The sequence below is a fragment of the Streptomyces sp. NPDC098781 genome (assembly GCF_044759995.1).
In the GTDB taxonomy this organism is placed as follows: domain Bacteria; phylum Actinomycetota; class Actinomycetes; order Streptomycetales; family Streptomycetaceae; genus Streptomyces.
In genome coordinates this window covers 702,099-718,131 of sequence record NZ_JBIWAK010000005.1, presented here as the reverse complement: position 1 = coordinate 718,131, position 16,033 = coordinate 702,099, and the positions used below count along the sequence as shown (strand labels likewise).

14 protein-coding genes and 1 pseudogene are annotated in these 16,033 nt (G+C 71.0%); 8 read left to right on the top strand and 7 right to left on the bottom strand.

Features of this window, described 5'->3' with window-relative positions; genetic code table 11:
- Positions 1–56: 56 nt before the first annotated feature.
- Complete coding sequence (locus ACIQWG_RS24140) at positions 57–1,208, bottom strand: NADH-quinone oxidoreductase subunit D (RefSeq protein WP_404099261.1); 1,152 nt, start codon at positions 1,206–1,208, stop codon at positions 57–59.
- Between the two features lie 31 nt (positions 1,209–1,239).
- Between ACIQWG_RS24140 and ACIQWG_RS24135 the strand changes: the two genes are divergently transcribed.
- Positions 1,240–1,758, top strand: a complete 519-nt coding sequence (locus tag ACIQWG_RS24135; protein ID WP_404099258.1) for a PH domain-containing protein — start codon at positions 1,240–1,242, stop codon at positions 1,756–1,758.
- Positions 1,755–3,089: a PH domain-containing protein gene (locus ACIQWG_RS24130; RefSeq protein ID WP_404099255.1), complete on the top strand. Its 1,335-nt coding sequence runs from the start codon at positions 1,755–1,757 to the stop codon at positions 3,087–3,089. The genes ACIQWG_RS24135 and ACIQWG_RS24130 overlap by 4 nt, the downstream gene beginning before the upstream one ends.
- A 31-nt stretch (positions 3,090–3,120) precedes the next feature.
- Here ACIQWG_RS24130 and ACIQWG_RS24125 read toward each other — a convergent pair whose 3' ends face one another.
- Together ACIQWG_RS24125 and ACIQWG_RS24120 are read right to left on the bottom strand one after the other, a co-directional pair.
- Positions 3,121–4,470 (bottom strand): hypothetical protein, encoded by a 1,350-nt coding sequence (locus ACIQWG_RS24125; protein ID WP_404099253.1) that lies wholly within the window; start codon positions 4,468–4,470, stop codon positions 3,121–3,123.
- A 155-nt stretch (positions 4,471–4,625) separates the two neighbouring features.
- Positions 4,626–5,755: pseudogene (locus tag ACIQWG_RS24120) on the bottom strand (alpha/beta hydrolase).
- 277 nt (positions 5,756–6,032) lie between these two features.
- Between ACIQWG_RS24120 and ACIQWG_RS24115 the strand changes: the two are divergent.
- The 6 genes from ACIQWG_RS24115 (at position 6,033) to ACIQWG_RS24090 (ending at position 11,107) form a co-directional block, all read left to right on the top strand.
- Positions 6,033–7,865, top strand: a complete 1,833-nt coding sequence (locus tag ACIQWG_RS24115; RefSeq protein WP_404099251.1) for a phosphatidylglycerol lysyltransferase domain-containing protein — start codon at positions 6,033–6,035, stop codon at positions 7,863–7,865.
- Between the two features lie 102 nt (positions 7,866–7,967).
- Entirely contained in the window at positions 7,968–8,846 is an 879-nt protein-coding gene (gene folP, locus ACIQWG_RS24110; RefSeq protein WP_404099249.1) for a dihydropteroate synthase, read from the top strand.
- A complete protein-coding gene (locus ACIQWG_RS24105; protein WP_404099246.1) occupies positions 8,843–9,346 on the top strand; it encodes a nuclear transport factor 2 family protein in 504 nt (167 codons plus the stop codon). The genes folP and ACIQWG_RS24105 overlap by 4 nt, the downstream gene beginning before the upstream one ends.
- 247 nt (positions 9,347–9,593) lie before the next feature.
- Positions 9,594–9,953, top strand: a complete 360-nt coding sequence (gene folB, locus ACIQWG_RS24100; protein ID WP_404099243.1) for a dihydroneopterin aldolase — start codon at positions 9,594–9,596, stop codon at positions 9,951–9,953.
- Positions 9,950–10,561 carry a 2-amino-4-hydroxy-6-hydroxymethyldihydropteridine diphosphokinase gene (gene folK / locus ACIQWG_RS24095; RefSeq protein ID WP_404099240.1) on the top strand — a complete coding sequence of 204 codons (612 nt, stop codon included), beginning with the start codon at positions 9,950–9,952 and terminating at the stop codon, positions 10,559–10,561. Before folB ends, folK begins: the two co-directional genes overlap by 4 nt.
- Before the next feature lie 57 nt (positions 10,562–10,618).
- The gene (locus ACIQWG_RS24090) at positions 10,619–11,107 is read left to right on the top strand and encodes a DUF3180 domain-containing protein (RefSeq protein ID WP_404099237.1); all 489 of its coding nucleotides are present in this window, start codon (positions 10,619–10,621) and stop codon (positions 11,105–11,107) included.
- A 31-nt stretch (positions 11,108–11,138) separates the two neighbouring features.
- Here ACIQWG_RS24090 and folE read toward each other — a convergent pair whose 3' ends face one another.
- From folE to tilS, 4 genes are all read right to left on the bottom strand, one after another.
- Positions 11,139–11,744, bottom strand: coding sequence for a GTP cyclohydrolase I FolE (gene folE / locus ACIQWG_RS24085; RefSeq protein WP_404099234.1), 606 nt, complete (start codon positions 11,742–11,744; stop codon positions 11,139–11,141).
- A gap of 145 nt (positions 11,745–11,889) precedes the next feature.
- On the bottom strand, positions 11,890–13,929 hold the full coding sequence (gene ftsH / locus ACIQWG_RS24080; RefSeq protein ID WP_404099440.1) for an ATP-dependent zinc metalloprotease FtsH: 2,040 nt from the start codon (positions 13,927–13,929) through the stop codon (positions 11,890–11,892).
- A gap of 207 nt (positions 13,930–14,136) precedes the next feature.
- A complete protein-coding gene (gene hpt, locus ACIQWG_RS24075; RefSeq protein ID WP_404099437.1) occupies positions 14,137–14,697 on the bottom strand; it encodes a hypoxanthine phosphoribosyltransferase in 561 nt (186 codons plus the stop codon).
- A gap of 71 nt (positions 14,698–14,768) precedes the next feature.
- Entirely contained in the window at positions 14,769–15,938 is a 1,170-nt protein-coding gene (tilS, locus tag ACIQWG_RS24070; RefSeq protein WP_404099231.1) for a tRNA lysidine(34) synthetase TilS, read from the bottom strand.
- Positions 15,939–16,033: the final 95 nt, after the last annotated feature.

The following is a 16,033-nucleotide window of genomic DNA, read 5'->3' as shown; positions in this document are numbered from 1 at the left end:
GGAATTCCGGACGTACTGCCGGAGTAGGCCCCCGACCGTCCTGCCGCCCCGCCGCCCTACTTGTCGATGTCCCCCACCACGAAGAACATCGACCCCAGGATCGCCACCATGTCCGCGACCAGCGTCCCCGGCAGCAGCTCGACCAGGGCCTGGATGTTGTTGTACGACGCCGAGCGCAGCTTCAGCCGGTACGGGGTCTTCTCGCCCTTGCTGACGAGGTAGTAGCCGTTGATGCCGAGCGGGTTCTCGGTCCACGCGTAGGTGTGGCCCTCGGGCGCCTTCAGCACCTTGGGGAGCCGCTGGTTGATCGGCCCCGGCGGCAGCTCGGCGAGCCGGTCGAGGCAGGCGTCCGCGAGGTCGAGGGCGACGTGGGTCTGCTCCAGCAGGCACTCGAAGCGGGCGAGGCAGTCACCCTCCTCGCGGGTCACCACCCTCAGGACGTCCCCCAGCTCGCGGTAGGCGAGATAGGGCTCGTCGCGGCGCAGGTCGAAGTCGACGCCCGAGGCGCGCGCGATCGGCCCGCTCACGCCGTACGCGTGCACGGCCGCCGGCGTGAGGACGCCCACGCCCCGCGTGCGCCCCCGGAAGATCTCGTTGCCGAGGACGAGGTCGTCGAACCGGTCCATGCGCGAGCGCACGTCGGCGACGGCCGTACGCGCGCGTGCGGTCCACCCGGACGGCAGGTCCTCCTTCAGGCCGCCGACCCGGTTGAACATGTAGTGCATCCGCCCGCCGGAGACCTCCTCCATCACGTGCTGGAGTTCCTCGCGCTCGGAGAACGCGTAGAAGATCGGCGTGATCCCGCCCAGCTCCAGCGGGTACGACCCGAGGAACATCAGGTGGTTCAGCACGCGGTTGAGCTCCGCGAGCAGGGTCCGGGTCCACACGGCCCGCTCGGGCACCTCCATGCCGAGCATGCGCTCGACGCCGAGGACGACCCCCAGCTCGTTGGAGAAGGCCGACAGCCAGTCGTGGCGGTTGGCGAGCATGATGATCTGCCGGTAGTCGCGGGCCTCGAAGAGCTTCTCCGCGCCCCGGTGCATATAGCCGATCACCGGCTCCGCGCGCGTGATGCGCTCACCGTCCAGCACGAGCTTCAGGCGCAGCACACCGTGCGTGGACGGGTGCTGGGGACCGATGTTGAGCACCATGTCGGTGCTCTCCGCGGCGCCGCCGATGCCGACCATGGTCTCCGTCGTAGGAGTCATGGACCCAGTCTCTCCTACGTACGCTGGCCTCATGGAGACGGGGAGCCCGGAGAACACGGGTACGGCACAGGAGGAGCGGGCGGCGGCCGAACCGGGGTGGACCGGGCTGCCGCCGGGTCTGCTCCGGATGCGCCGGCTGCTGCTGGTGGTGTGGCTGGGTCTGCTGGCGATCGGCCTGGGCCTGCTGCTCGGTCTGCTCGTCGGGCCCGGCTGGGCCGCGTTCGCGGTGCTGCCGCTGGCGCTGATGGTGTGGGGCTGGGTGATGCTGGGGCGCAACTGGCGTTCCTGGCGCTACGCCGAGCGCGCCGACGACCTGCTGATCAGCCGGGGCGTGCTGTGGCGCGAGGAGACGGTGGTGCCGTACGGCCGTATGCAACTGGTCGAGGTGACGTCGGGTCCGGTGGAGCGCCACTTCGGCCTGGCCAGCGTGCAACTGCACACGGCGGCCGCCGCGACCGACGCCACGATCCCCGGTCTCGACCCGGCGGAGGCGGAACGGCTGCGCGACCGGCTCACCGAGCTGGGCGAGGCCCGATCGGCGGGCCTGTGACGACGCAGGGCGTCGACGACGCCGTACGCGAACAGCGCCCCGTGACCGAACACCGACTGCACCCCGTCACACCGCTCAGGCGCGCGTGGGCGCCCGTGGCGGTCCTGATCGGCTGGGCGGTGCACGATCCGGACCAGGCGCAGCGCCACCTGATGAAGCTGACCACGACCACGCTCCTGCTCGCCCTCGCCGTACTGCTCCCCGCGGCGGCCCTCTACGGCTTCCTCACCTGGTGGTTCACGCACTTCGCGGTGACCGACACCGAACTGCGCATCCGTACCGGACTGGTGTTCCGGCGCACCGCGCACATCCGGCTGGAACGCATCCAGGCCATCGACGTCACCCAGCCGCTGCTCGCGCGCGTGGCGGGCGTGGCGAAGCTCAAACTCGACGTCGTGGGCACCGACAAGAAGGACGAACTCGCCTTCCTCGGCGCGGAGGAGGCGCGCGCCCTGCGGGCGGAACTCCTCGCCCGCGCGGCCGGTTTCGCCCCCGAGACGGCACACGAGATAGGTGAGGCTCCGTCCCAGCAGCTGCTGCGCGTACCGCCCGCGGTCCTCGCCACCTCCCTCGTCCTGACGGGTGCGACCTGGGGAGCCCTGGCCGCCGCAGTGGTCGTACCGACGATCCTCTGGCTGGTCACCGAGAGCGTGTGGACGGTGCTGGCGACCGCGATCCCGCTGTTCGGCGGGGCGGGCGCGAGCAGCGTGGGGCGTTTCGTCGCCGAGTACGACTGGACGGTGGGCGAGTCCCAGGACGGTCTGCGCATCGACCACGGACTGCTCGACCGCGCCCACGAGACGGTGCCGCCGGGCCGGGTCCAGACGGTACGGATCGTCGAACCGTTCCTGTGGCGGCGACGCGGCTGGGTGCGGGTGGAGCTGGACGTGGCCGGCTCCACCAACTCCCTGCTGCTGCCGGTGGCGCCGCGCGAGGTCGCCGAGTCGGTCATAGCCCGGGTGCTGCCCGGAGTGACCGTGCCGGGCAGCGCCGCCCTCTCCCGTCCGCCCCGCCGCGCGGCACGCTGTGTGCCCCTGTGGTGGCGCGGCTACGGCCTTGCCGTCACGGACGCGGTCTTCGCCGCCCGGACCGGTCTCCTGCGCCGAAGCGTCGCCCTGGTCCCGCACGCGAAGGTCCAGAGCGTGCGGCTGGCCCAGGGCCCCTGGGAGCGCCTGTGGGGCGTCGCCGACGTCCATGTGGACACCGGGGCCAACAAGACGGTCACAGCGCGTCTGAGGGACGTGGTGGAGGCGGCCGAGCTGCTGCGGGGGCAGGCGGAGAGATCCCGTACGGGGCGCAGGGACGCCCGCCCCGACCGCTGGATGGCCTGAAGGCACAGCACCGCGACGGGCGGCGGCGCCGTCAGGAAACGGCGCTGCGCAGTCCCTGGAGATCGATCTGCTCGGTCTCGTCATGCGCGGTCAGGTCGATGACCTGCCCGATCCCCCGCGACTCCGCGTCCACCGGCTTGAACTCCGCCTCGGACTCGGCCTTGTGCAGGGCGAGGGCCTCCTGGCCGACGACGTCGGCGAGGTCCTCGTTCTGGACGGACTCCAGCGCGGACTCCGCCTCCTGCTTCGTACCGAAGAAGTCGAACCCGCCCTCGACGGCCGGGCGCCGTACGGGCGCGGCCGGCGCGACGGCCACGGCGGTCGGCGCGATGAAGTGCCCCGAGGGCTGCTGAGCCGGGGGCAGCGCCGGGCGCGTGGTGGCGACCGCGCCTGCCGGGGTGACGGCGGCCGCGCGCTCATGCCCGTCGACCGCCCCGGACTTCCCCTGTGGGTCGTCCTCCAGCTCGGTCTCCGACTCGGAATTGCCGGTGGCCTCCGCCTCGACGGCATCGGAGTCGTCCGTCACGGGCTCGCCGTCGGAGGGGCCGCCGCCGTTCGGCGGTTCGTTGTTCGGGGGCTCGTCCTTCGGGGCCTCGCTCTTGGGAGACCTGTGTGCGTCGTCGTCCGTCGAGGACTCAGCGTCCGAAGGCTCGCCCTTCTCCGGCTCGCCGTCCTCGTCGAGCCGCGCCAACGCCGCCTGGGCCCGCAGAAACAGCCGGGACCCCTCCGGCGAGAAGACACCCGAAGTCTCGGGGTCCTCCTCGGAGCCCTCCTCGGCGACCTCGGCGGCCTCCACGAGCTCCTCGGCCTCGGCCTCGGCCTCCGCATCCGCGTCCTCGGCCGCAGCGGCCGGGGCAGCCACAGCCCCCGCCTCCTCGGCCTGTGCGTCGTCGACCGGAACCGGCGGCAACGCGCGCGCGGGCGCGGTCGCCTCTATCTCCAGAACCCGGCGCTCCTCCAGGACGGTCGCCCGCTCGGTCTCCGCCGTGGCGTACCGCCGCAGCAGGGCCGCGTGCTCGTTGCGCAGCCCGGCGAGCTCCGCCCGCTTGCCGCGCAGCCGCTGCTCCAGCTTCACCCGCAGCTCGCGCGACTCCTCCAGGTCGGTCTCCAGTTCGGCGACCCGCTCCTCGTGCCGCCATTCGTCGCTCGCACGCGCGCGCGTGAGGTCGGCGACCTGCTTGCCCGCCTGGCTGTCCCAGCGGCGCATGACGACCCCGCCGACGACCGCCGTCGCCGCGGCGGCCGCGGCGAGGCCGCGCAATGCCATCGGCTCGGTGAAGACCCAAGGAGCGAGCGCACAGACGACCGATACGCCAGCGATCGCCGACGGGGGCAGCAGCCTGTGCAAGGGCGGTGAATGGCGGTGACGTCCACGTGGCATGGCCAGAAACTTACCGCGCGTAGGCGAATCTTGGTGGCCCGGGCCGTAAAAAGACAGCCATCCCGAGTCGTTCACCCGACAACAGGAATCAGTTCCCCCACCGATCCGCCGCCGAATTGAGCACAAACCAAGATCGATAAGCCTGACCGGCCACCTCACCTGCCGACCGACCGCTCGCCCAGCCGCCCGCTCATCCACTCCGACGTCGCCGGAATCTCCCGCCGCCAGGTGTTGAAGTTGTGCCCTCCGCTTTCGAGGATGATCGACGAGATCCGGGTCGTACCGGTCGACTTCACGCGCGCAATGAACTTCAACGTGTCCTTGTAGTTGGATTCCCCGACTTCGCTGCTGCTGACGAGGAGTGAAGTGTCCGGAGCGGGCATGTGCTTGAGGTACCACCACAGGTTCGCGCGAGCGCGCACTTCCTCGTCGCCCTGGAACAGATCGCCCGTCGTGGCGTCGATCGGCGCCTTGTAGTACGCCGAGAGCCCCGCCCCGGCGGCGTACACCTCGGGATGGTGCATGGCGAGCTTCAACGCGCAGTAGCCGCCGGTCGAGTCACCGATGACGCCCCAGCCGCCGGACCCTCCGGCCACCCTGTAGTGGCCGCTCACCGCGGCCGGCAGGTCCGACGCGAAGAAGGTCTCGGTCTGCGGGCCCCCGGGGATGTCCACGCACTCCGTGTCCCGCGGCGGGGCCACGGTCGGCCGCATCATCACCAGGATCATCGGCTCCGTACGGCCTTCCGCGGCGAGTCTCGCGGCTGTGCGCGGATAGTCGAGCTTGTCCACCAGCGCCTCGGCCGTCCCCGGATAGCCGGTGAGGACGACGGCCGCCGGGAACGCGCGCGTGCGGTATTCCGGCTGAAAATACTCGGGCGGCAGATAGACGTAAGCGGGCGTGGCGATACGGACGTACGGCCCACGACGCGGATCTTCTGGACCTGTCCGCCCAGCCGCGCGCGCCCGCTCGCCGCCCCCGGCACCCGACGGGTGTCGACGACCTTCAGCGGCCCCTCACCGGGCGTGTGGTCCACGACGACCCCCTGCTCGTCCTCCTGCCCGAACAGGTCGGCCCAGCTCGCGTAGAACCCGAAGGCCTGGATGGCGACCAGCCCGACCGCCGCGAAGAGCGCCAACTGCGTGGCGAGCAGCAGCCCGACGCGCCCGGCGACCGCCCGCGGCCCCCGTCGCGCCAGCCGCGGCCACAGCCACACCGTGCCGACGAACAGCCCGACAGCGGCCAGAACCGCCGGCGCGACCACTTTGTCGCTCGTGAGACCCATCGATGGCACCTGCCCGCACTTTCCGCCGGCGGCCGCGCGGGGGCATACCCCGAGAGGGCGCGGGCGCATGCCTCCCGCGCCGTCTCCCCCGCACCTTCGCGAGGGCTTGCCCCGGACTTTCCTTGGCCTTTGAAACGGTTTTGGGGAGCCGAGTGAACCTCTCCCCTCAAGACACCGTCCTAGAGGGCGCAATGTCGCCGGATGCCCGAATCGGCACCGGATCCAAGGTCTCTCGCAGAACTAATGGGATGCGATGTCTGTCAGGACAGATGTGGAAATGTCGGGCAAGGTTCCTCAACGGTCGAGCCAGGTGGGCCACCTGCCGAGCCGTGCACGGCACTTGCTGCGCGGCCCCCGCCCCGATGCCGTCCCCGTCCTCGTCGGCCGGGCCTGTGCCCTGGTCGGCCTGCTGGACATCGCCGCGGGTGTCTTCCCGCGCTTCCGGCACAGCCGTATGCACGCGATCGCCGAGGTACTGCCGGGCGCCACCGGTCCGTTCGCGGCAGCCCTGTCGCTGAGCGCCGGCGTGCTGTTGCTGCTGCTCGCCCATGGTCTCAAGCGCGGCAAGCGCAGGGCCTGGCGCGCGGCCGTCGTCCTGCTGCCGGCCGGCGCGGTGGCGCAGTTCACCTACCGCCACTCCATCATCGGCGTCCTGATCTCCCTCGCGCTGCTCGCGCCCCTGCTGCGCCACCGCGACCAGTTCGACGCGCTGCCCGACCCGCGCAGCCGGTGGCGCGCGCTGGCCAACTTCGTCCTCATGGGCGCCGGTTCGCTCGCCCTCGGGCTGATCATCGTCAGCGCCCACCCCAACACCCTGCTCGGCGACCCGAGCCTGGCCGACCGCATCACCCACGTCCTGTACGGCCTGTTCGGCTTCGAGGGCCCGGTCGACTACCAGGGCAACACCTCCTGGACGGTCGCCTTCTCGCTCGGCGCCCTCGGCTGGATCACCGCGGTCACCACGATCTACCTCGCCTTCCGCCCCGAACACCCCGCCGCACACCTCACCGAGGACGACGAGGCACGCCTGCGCGCCCTGCTGGCCAAGCACGGCCGCCGCGACTCCCTCGGCCACTTCGCGCTGCGCCGCGACAAGGCCGTCGTCTTCTCCCCCAGCGGCAAGGCGGCCGTGACCTACCGCGTCGTGTCCGGCGTGATGCTCGCCAGCGGTGACCCCATCGGCGACGTGGAGGCCTGGCCCGGCGCCATCGAGCGCTTCATGGACGAGGCCAAGGCCCACTCCTGGACCCCCGCCGTCATGGGCTGCTCCGAGACCGGCGCCGAGGTGTGGACCCGCGAGACCGGGCTCGACGCCCTCGAACTGGGCGACGAGGCGGTGGTGGACGTCCCGGATTTCTCGCTCGCCGGCCGCGCGATGCGCAACGTACGACAGATGGTCAAGCGCATCGAGCGCGCCGGTTACGAGACCCGGGTACGTCGTGTCCGTGACCTCGGAGAGACCGAGCTGGAGCGCATCAGGCAGGCCGCGGACGACTGGCGCGGCACCGACACCGAGCGCGGCTTCTCCATGGCCCTCGGCCGGGTCGGCGACCCCGCCGACGGCGACTGTCTCATCGCCACCGCCCACAAGGCCGACGAGGAGCCGGGGCCCTACGGCGACCTCAAGGCGATCCTCCACTTCGTGCCGTGGGGCACGGACGGGGTCTCGCTGGACCTGATGCGCCGTGACCGCTCGGCGGATCCCGGCATGAACGAACTGCTGATCGTGGCCGCCCTCCAGGCCGCCCCGAAGTTCGCCATCGCGCGCGTGTCGCTCAACTTCGCCATGTTCCGCTCGGCGCTGGCACGCGGCGAGAAGATCGGCGCGGGCCCGGTGCTGCGCGCCTGGCGCGGGCTGCTGGTGTTCCTCTCCCGCTGGTTCCAGATCGAGTCCCTGTACAAGTTCAACGCCAAGTTCCAGCCGCGCTGGGAGCCCCGCTTCGTGGTCTACCGCAACTCGGCCGACCTGCCCCGGCTCGGCATCGCCGCCATGCAGGCGGAGGGCTTCGTGAACCTGGCCCTGCCGCTGCCGCGCTTCCTGCGCCGCCGTACGGCCGCCCCGCGCCCGTGCCCGCACCGGGTGGCGGAGCGGGACGTCCGTGCGGCGTGAGGCGAGCGCCCCGGACCGGCCCGAGCGGGAGCCCACCCACCCCCCTGGGCTGCCGCTCGGGCCGCGGCATGTCGCGGGCCTTGCTGGGCCTACGCTGAAGATATGAGCAAGAAGAGCGGACGCGGGCGCGTCGCGGGCCTTCCGCAGTGGGACCGGTGCGCGGTCATGGGGGTCGTGAACGTGACCCCCGACTCCTTCTCCGACGGCGGCCGCTGGTTCGACACCACGTCCGCCGTCAAGCACGGCCTCGCCCTGGCCGAGGAGGGCGCCGACCTCGTCGACGTCGGCGGCGAGTCCACCCGTCCCGGCGCCGCCCGGGTCGACGAGGACGAGGAACTGCGCCGCGTCGTCCCGGTCGTCCGCGGCCTGGCCGCCGAGGGCGTCACGATCTCCGTCGACACCATGCGCGCGTCCGTCGCCGAACGGGCCCTCGCGGCCGGTGCCGCTCTCGTCAACGACGTCAGCGGCGGACTCGCCGACCCCGCGATGATCCCGGTCGTCGCCGACGCCGGCGCCCCCTTCGTCGTCATGCACTGGCGCGGCTTCCTGGCGGGCGGGAACGTCAAGGGCGTGTACGACGACGTCGTCGCCGAGGTCGTCGAGGAACTGCACGCGCGCGTGGAGGCCGTGCTGGAGGGCGGCATCGCCCCGGACCGCATCGTCGTCGACCCCGGACTCGGCTTCTCCAAGGACGCCGAGCACGACCTCGTCCTCCTCGCCCACCTCGACCGTCTGCTCGGGCTCGGCCACCCGCTCCTCGTCGCCGCCTCCCGCAAACGGTTCCTCGGCCGTGTCCTCGCCGGACCGGAGGGCGCGCCGCCGCCCGCCCGGGAGCGCGACGCCGCCACGGCCGCCGTATCGGCGCTCGCGGCGCACACCGGCGCGTGGGCGGTGCGTGTGCACGAGGTCCGCGCCACCGCCGACGCGGTGCGCGTCGCACGCGCCATCGAAGGGGCGCGCGGCTCCGAGGGAGCCCGGTGAGCGCCCCCCACACCGACGTCGAACAGGTGGAGGCGGCCAACACCGCCTTCTACGAAGCGGTGGAGCGCGGCGACTTCGAAGCGGTGTCCTCGCACTGGCTCACCCCGTCCGACCTCGGCATCGATGAGACGTACCACGACCCGGCCGACTCCGGCGTGGTCTCCTGCGTGCACCCCGGCTGGCCGGTGCTGACCGGCCGCGGCGAGGTCCTCAGGTCGTACGCGCTGATCATGGCGAACACCGACTACATCCAGTTCTTCCTCACCGACGTGCATGTCTCCGTCACCGGCGACACCGCCCTGGTGACCTGCACCGAGAACATCCTCAGCGGCGGACCCGCGCCCGAGGGCGACGAGGAGCTCGGCCCGCTCGTGGGCCAGCTCGTGGTCGCCACGAACGTGTTCCGGCGCACACCCGAGGGCTGGAAGATGTGGTCGCACCACGCCTCGCCCGTTCTGGCCGAAAACGACGAGGACGACGGCGACGAGACCCCGTCCTGAGTGGGTAGGCGCTCCATAGGGACCAACAAGTGGTTGGAATCACGCGTGTACGGGTAGGGGCGGCTACCAACCCATGAGCCGCCGCATTCCCCAGGGGAAACACGCGATGAATCCTGCCGGCCGCAGGCCGGGCCCACGCCCCCGTGTCCCGGCCCTGTCCGTGCCCGCAGGTAGATTCGTTCGAGGCCGGTGTGCCGCCGCACCCGGCACCGACCGGCCGTCACCGACGATTGCAGGAGTGATTCGCGTGGATCGTGTCGCGCTGCGCGGCCTGAAGGCCCGCGGGTACCACGGTGTGTTCCCCGAGGAACGCAGAGAGGGCCAGACCTTCGTCGTGGACCTCGTCCTGGGCCTGGACACCCGGCCTGCCGCCGCCGACGACGACCTGACGAAGACCGTGCACTACGGCGTCGTGGCGGAGGAGGTCGTGGCCGTCGTCGAGGGCGAACCGGTCAACCTCATCGAGACGCTCGCCGAGCGCGTCGCCCAGGCCTGTCTGAAGCACGAAGGGGTCCAGGAGGTCGAGGTCACCGTCCACAAGCCGGACGCGCCGATCACGGTCCCCTTCGACGACGTGACCGTCACCATCACCCGGAGCCGAGTATGACTGCACCCTTCATCAAGGGCCCCAGCGATCCGACCGTACAGCCGGTACCCGCCTCCGTCGTCGAGCAGGTCGACGCCGCCGACACCACCCTGAGCAACCCGAAACGGGCCGTGATCTCCCTCGGCGCCAACCTGGGGAACCGCCTGGAGACCCTCCAGGGCGCCATCGACGCGCTGGAGGACACCCCCGGCGTGCGTATCAAGGGCGTCTCGCCCGTCTACGAGACCGAGCCGTGGGGCGTCGAGCCGGGCACCCAGCCCTCCTACTTCAACGCGGTCGTGGTCCTCAAGACCACGCTCCCCCCGTCGTCCCTCCTGGAGCGCGCGCACGCGGTCGAGGAGGCCTTCCACCGGATCCGCGACGAGCACTGGGGCGCGCGCACCCTCGACGTCGACATCGTCTCCTACGCCGACGTCGTCTCGGACGACCCGCAGCTCACCCTCCCCCACCCGCGCGCCCACGAACGGGCCTTCGTCCTCGCCCCCTGGCACGACCTGGAACCCGAGGCCCAGTTGCCGGGCCGCGGCGCGGTCGCCGACCTGCTCGGCACCGTCACCCGGGACGGCGTCGCGCCGCGCACGGACCTGGAACTCCAGCTGCCCGAGTAGTCGTTAAGGTCAGGACGACCATCATCCGCGGGGACCCGGGGGAGCTGAAGGAACACCGTGAGAGAGCTGCGCATCAGGACGCTGATCGGCGTGTTCATCATCGCCGGAGTCCTGTCGTGGGCGGGCGCCCGCCTCTGGAACTCCGTCGGGACCCTGCCCAGCGTCCCCCTGGCCGCCCCCATCGTCCTGGCCGTCATCGCCGTGGTCCTGCTGGCCACGGCGCTGTCGATCCGCGCCCGCCTCAAGGCCCAGCGTGAGCGCCGCCCGGAGGCCAAGGGCGTCGACCCCCTGATGGCGGCCCGCGCGGTCGTCTTCGGCCAGGCCAGCGCCCTGGTGGCCGCCCTGGTCGCCGGCATGTACGGCGGCACGGGCGTCTTCCTCCTGGAGTCCCTCGACATCCCGGCCCGCCGCGACCAGGCCATCTACGCCGGCTTCTCGGTCGTGGCCGGCCTGGGCGTGATAGCGGCGGCCATCTTCCTGGAACGGGTCTGCAAGCTCCCGGAGGACGACGAACACAACGGCGCGGGGGCGGCCCCGACGGTGTGAGGCGGGTGCGGCGGGGTGAGCGAACCGCCTGTCAGCGGGCCATGATCAGGCTCATCGCCTCGTTGCGCGTCGCCGCGTCCCGCAGCTGACCGCGCACCGCCGACGTTATGGTCTTCGCGCCCGGCTTGCGGATGCCACGCATCGACATGCACATGTGCTCGCACTCCACGACGACGATCACGCCACGCGGCTCCAGGATCTCCATGAGCGAGTCCGCGATCTGCGTGGTCAGCCGTTCCTGCACCTGAGGCCGACGGGCATAGACGTCCACCAGCCGAGCCAGCTTGGACAGCCCGGTGATCTTGCCGGACGTGGCCGGGATGTAGCCGACATGAGCGACGCCCCGGAACGGGACCAGATGATGCTCACACGTCGAGTACACCTCGATGTCCTTCACGAGCACCATCTCGTCGTGCCCGATGTCGAACGTCGTGGTCAGCACGTCCTCGGGCTTCTGCCACAGCCCCGCGAAGATCTCCTTGTACGCCCGCGCCACCCGCGCCGGCGTCTCCTTGAGCCCCTCACGGTCCGGGTCCTCTCCGACCGCGATCAGCAGTTCGCGTACGGCGTTCTCGGCGCGCTTCTCGTCGAACTCGCCGATGAAGCCCTCGCCGTCCAGCGTCACGGGGTCGGTCATGTGGTGCCTCGTTCCTGTGCGGGTGGCGCGTGTGGGTCACGCGTCTGAACTGCGGGCATACGAAATGCCGCGCCCCCCAGGCTAGAACCAGGGGGGCACGGCATCCATTCCGGGCCCGGTGCTGTCGCACCGGGAGGACCGGGCGTCAGCTCTCGGGGCGCTCCTCGGGAGCCGGCTCGGTCGCCGGGGCGGGCTCCGTCACCGTCGACTTGGCGGTGCTGATCGCCGGCGTCGCGCCGTTGGCGCCGTTCGTCAGTGCGAGCTCCTTCGGGGAGAGCACCGGCGGACGGGTGGACGGCGTACGGCGGGAGGAGCCGGTCCAGGCGGGCCGGGGCGGACGCTTGACGATGGGGGCGAAGATCTCGGCGATCTCCTCCTTGCCCAGCGTCTCCCTCTCCAGCAGCTGAAGGACGAGGTTGTCGAGGACGTCGCGGTTCTCGACCAGGATCTCCCAGGCCTCGTTGTGCGCGTTCTCGATCAGCTTCTTGACTTCCTCGTCCACCAGGGCGGCGACCTCTTCCGAGTAGTCGCGCTGGTGAGCCATCTCACGTCCGAGGAACGGCTCGGTGTTGTCGCCGCCGAACTTGATGGCTCCGAGGCGCTCGGTCATGCCGTACTGCGTGACCATCGCGCGGGCCGTGGTGGTGGCCTTCTCGATGTCGTTCGCCGCGCCCGTGGTCGGGTCGTGGAAGACGAGCTCCTCGGCCGCACGGCCGCCCAGCATGTAGGCCAGCTGGTCCAGCATCTCGTTGCGGGTCGTGGAGTACTTGTCCTCGTCCGGCAGGACCATCGTGTAGCCGAGAGCACGGCCTCTGGAGAGGATCGTGATCTTGTGGACCGGATCGGAGTTCGGGGAGGCCGCCGCGACCAGGGCGTGTCCGCCCTCGTGGTACGCGGTGATCTTCTTCTCCTTGTCCGACATGATCCGGGTCCGCTTCTGCGGGCCCGCCACGACGCGGTCGATCGCCTCGTCCAGCATCTGGTTGTCGATGAGCTTCTTGTCCGAGCGGGCCGTCAGCAGGGCGGCCTCGTTGAGGACGTTGCTCAGGTCCGCGCCGGTGAAGCCCGGCGTGCGGCGGGCGACCGCCGACAGGTCGACGTCCGGGGCGACCGGCTTGCCCTTCTGGTGGACCTTGAGGATCTCCAGACGGCCCTGCATGTCCGGGCGGTCGACCGCGATCTGGCGGTCGAAGCGGCCGGGGCGCAGGAGGGCCGGGTCGAGGATGTCGGGCCGGTTCGTCGCGGCGATGAGGATCACGCCGCCCTTGACGTCGAAGCCGTCCATCTCGACGAGCAGCTGGTTCAGGGTCTGTTCGCGCTCGTCGTGACCGCCGCCGAGGCCGGCGCCGCGGTGGCGGCCGACCGCGTCGATCTCGTCGACGAAGACGATCGCCGGGGCGTTCGCCTTGGCCTGCTCGAACAGGTCACGCACTCGGGAGGCACCGACACCGACGAACATCTCGACGAAGTCGGAACCCGAGATCGAGTAGAAGGGGACGCCCGCCTCGCCGGCGACTGCGCGCGCAAGGAGCGTCTTACCGGTACCAGGAGGCCCGTAGAGCAGTACACCCTTGGGGATCTTGGCGCCGACGGCCTGGAACTTCGCCGGCTCCTGGAGGAACTCCTTGATCTCCTGGAGCTCCTCGACGGCCTCGTCCGAACCGGCGACGTCCGAGAACGTCGTCTTCGGGGTGTCCTTGGTGATGAGCTTCGCCTTGGACTTGCCGAAGTTCATGACCCGGGAGCCGCCGCCCTGCATCTGATTCATCAGGAACAGGAACACGACGACGATGAGGACGAAGGGAAGCAGCGAGAGCAGGATGCCGACGAACGGGTTCTGCTTGGACGGCGAAACGGTGTAGCCGTCCGGGATCTGCTTGTCCTGGTACTTGTTCTGTAGCGTGCTGGCGATGGTCACGCCTTGGTCGCCGATGTAGCTCGCCTGGATCTTGTCGGCGCCTTCGACCTTCTGGCCGTCCTTGAGCTGGACCTTGATGGTCTGCTCGTCGCCGGTGGTGATCTTGGCCGACTCGACCTTGTTCTCATTGATCGCCTGGACGACCTGGCCGGTGTCCACCGTCTTGTAGCCGCCGGACGAGCCGACGACCTGCATCAACACGACCACGGCAAGGACGGCCAGCACGATCCACATGACCGGCCCACGGAAGTATCGCTTCACGTCCATCCATACGGAGCGGTGCCGCCCCGTCCCTCCTGCCATAGTGAGTTTGATAAGACAGTTCTTCTGACGGTACCCCAGCTTTGTCGCCCGTAGCCGCACGGGACGGCCGGTAAGCCCGTCTGCATGCTCCAACGGCGCGAGGCCCGCCGGGGTTCCCGATCTTCGTACGGGGGTTGGGCCCTTCGGGTCCGCGAGGGCGGACCGCCGGACTCAGCCGCCGTAGACGTGGGGCGCGAGCGTACCGACGAACGGAAGGTTGCGGTACTTCTCGGCGTAGTCGAGGCCGTACCCGACGACGAACTCGTTCGGGATGTCGAAGCCGACCCACTCGACCTCGATGGCGACCTTCGCGGCGTCCGGCTTGCGCAGCAGGGTGCACACCTTCAGCGTCTCCGGCTCGCGGGAACCGAGGTTCGACAGCAGCCAGGACAGGGTCAGTCCGGAGTCGATGATGTCCTCGACGATCAGGACGTGCCGGCCCTTGATGTCGGTGTCGAGGTCCTTGAGGATCCGCACCACACCGGAGGACTGGGTGCCGGCGCCGTACGACGACACGGCCATCCAGTCCATGGTGACGGGGGTGGACAGCGCCCGGGCGAGGTCGGCCATGACCATCACCGCGCCCTTCAGGACGCCGACGATGAGCAGGTCCTTGCCCTCGTACTCCGCGTCGATCTTCGCGGCCAGCTCGGCCAGCTTCGCGTCGATCTCTTCCTTGGTGATGAGCACCTGCTGGAGGTCGGCACCCATGTCTTTCGCGTCCACCCGCATCACTTTCGGTCGGTCGTCCCGCATTCTCGGCCCAACGGCCCCTCCGCGACGCACCGCGGAGGGGTCGCGAATCAGCCTTGCCGAATCACCAGTCTGCCACCCTGCCGCTGGGCGACGACTTTGCCGGGGAGATTGATGGCCCCCTGGCCGCGCCAGCCGGTGATCAGGCGGTCGACTTCCTCGATGTGACGGGCGAACAGCGAACCGGCGGGCGCTCCCGCCTCGATGGCGGCGCGGCGCAGGATCCGGCGGCGTACGGCGGGCGGCAGCGCGTACAGCTTGGCGCACTCCAGCATGCCGGTGGCGTCGCGTACGGCGGCCTCGGCCTGGCCGGCCCAGGCGTCCAGGGCGTCGGCGTCGTCGCGGGAGAGCTGGGCGGTGCGCGCCAGGGCCTCCACGACCCCCTTGCCGAGCGCCTTCTCCAGGGCGGGCAGGCCCTCCTGGCGCAGCCGGGACCTGGTGTACGCGGGATCGGAGTTGTGCGGGTCGTCCCAGACCGGCAGGGACTGGACCATGCAGGCCTTGCGGGCGGTCTGCCGGTCGAGGCCGAGGAAGGGGCGCCGGTAGCGGCCGCCGGCCCCCGAGACCGCGGCCATTCCGGACAGGGAGCGGATGCCGGAGCCCCGGGCGAGGCCGAGCAGGACGGTCTCGGCCTGGTCGTCGCGGGTGTGGCCGAGCAGGACGGCGACGGCGCCATGGCGTTCGGCCGCGTCGTCGAGGGCGGCGTAGCGGGCGTCGCGGGCGGCGGCCTCGGGTCCGCCGAGGCGGCCGACGTTCACGGCGATGGACTCGACCGGGTCGAGGCCGAGTTGGCGCAGGCGCAGGGCGACTTCCTCGGCGCGCAGATCGGAGCCGGGCTGGAGACCGTGGTCCACGGTGATGCCGCCGGCGCGCAGGCCGAGTTTGGGGGCTTCGAACGCGAGGGCGGAGGCGAGGCCCATGGAGTCGGCGCCGCCGGAGCACGCCACGAGCACGAGCGGGGAGGGGGGCCGCTCGTGCGGGGCAGCGCGCGGGGGCTCGTGCGCGGTCGGGCCGGGCAGCTCGTACGACGGTGCGGGTGCCGTGTCGAGGGCGGACCGGCCGGCGCCGGTCGAGGTGGCGGCGGACGGCGTCCGCAGCGCGGCCGCGCGCGGGCTGCTGGGCGCGGGCACGTCGGTGGTGCGGTTGTGTTCGGTGAGGATGTCGTGGAGGACGCGGCGAACCGCCAGGCGTATCGCCGCGACCGCAGGATGGGGACCCATGTCCGGTTCCCTTCATGAAATTGTCGGGGGGTGAGCCCGAGCTCGGTCACTCAGAGTGTGTAGATGGTGACAGAACCGGGCCGTTCCCCGAGCAT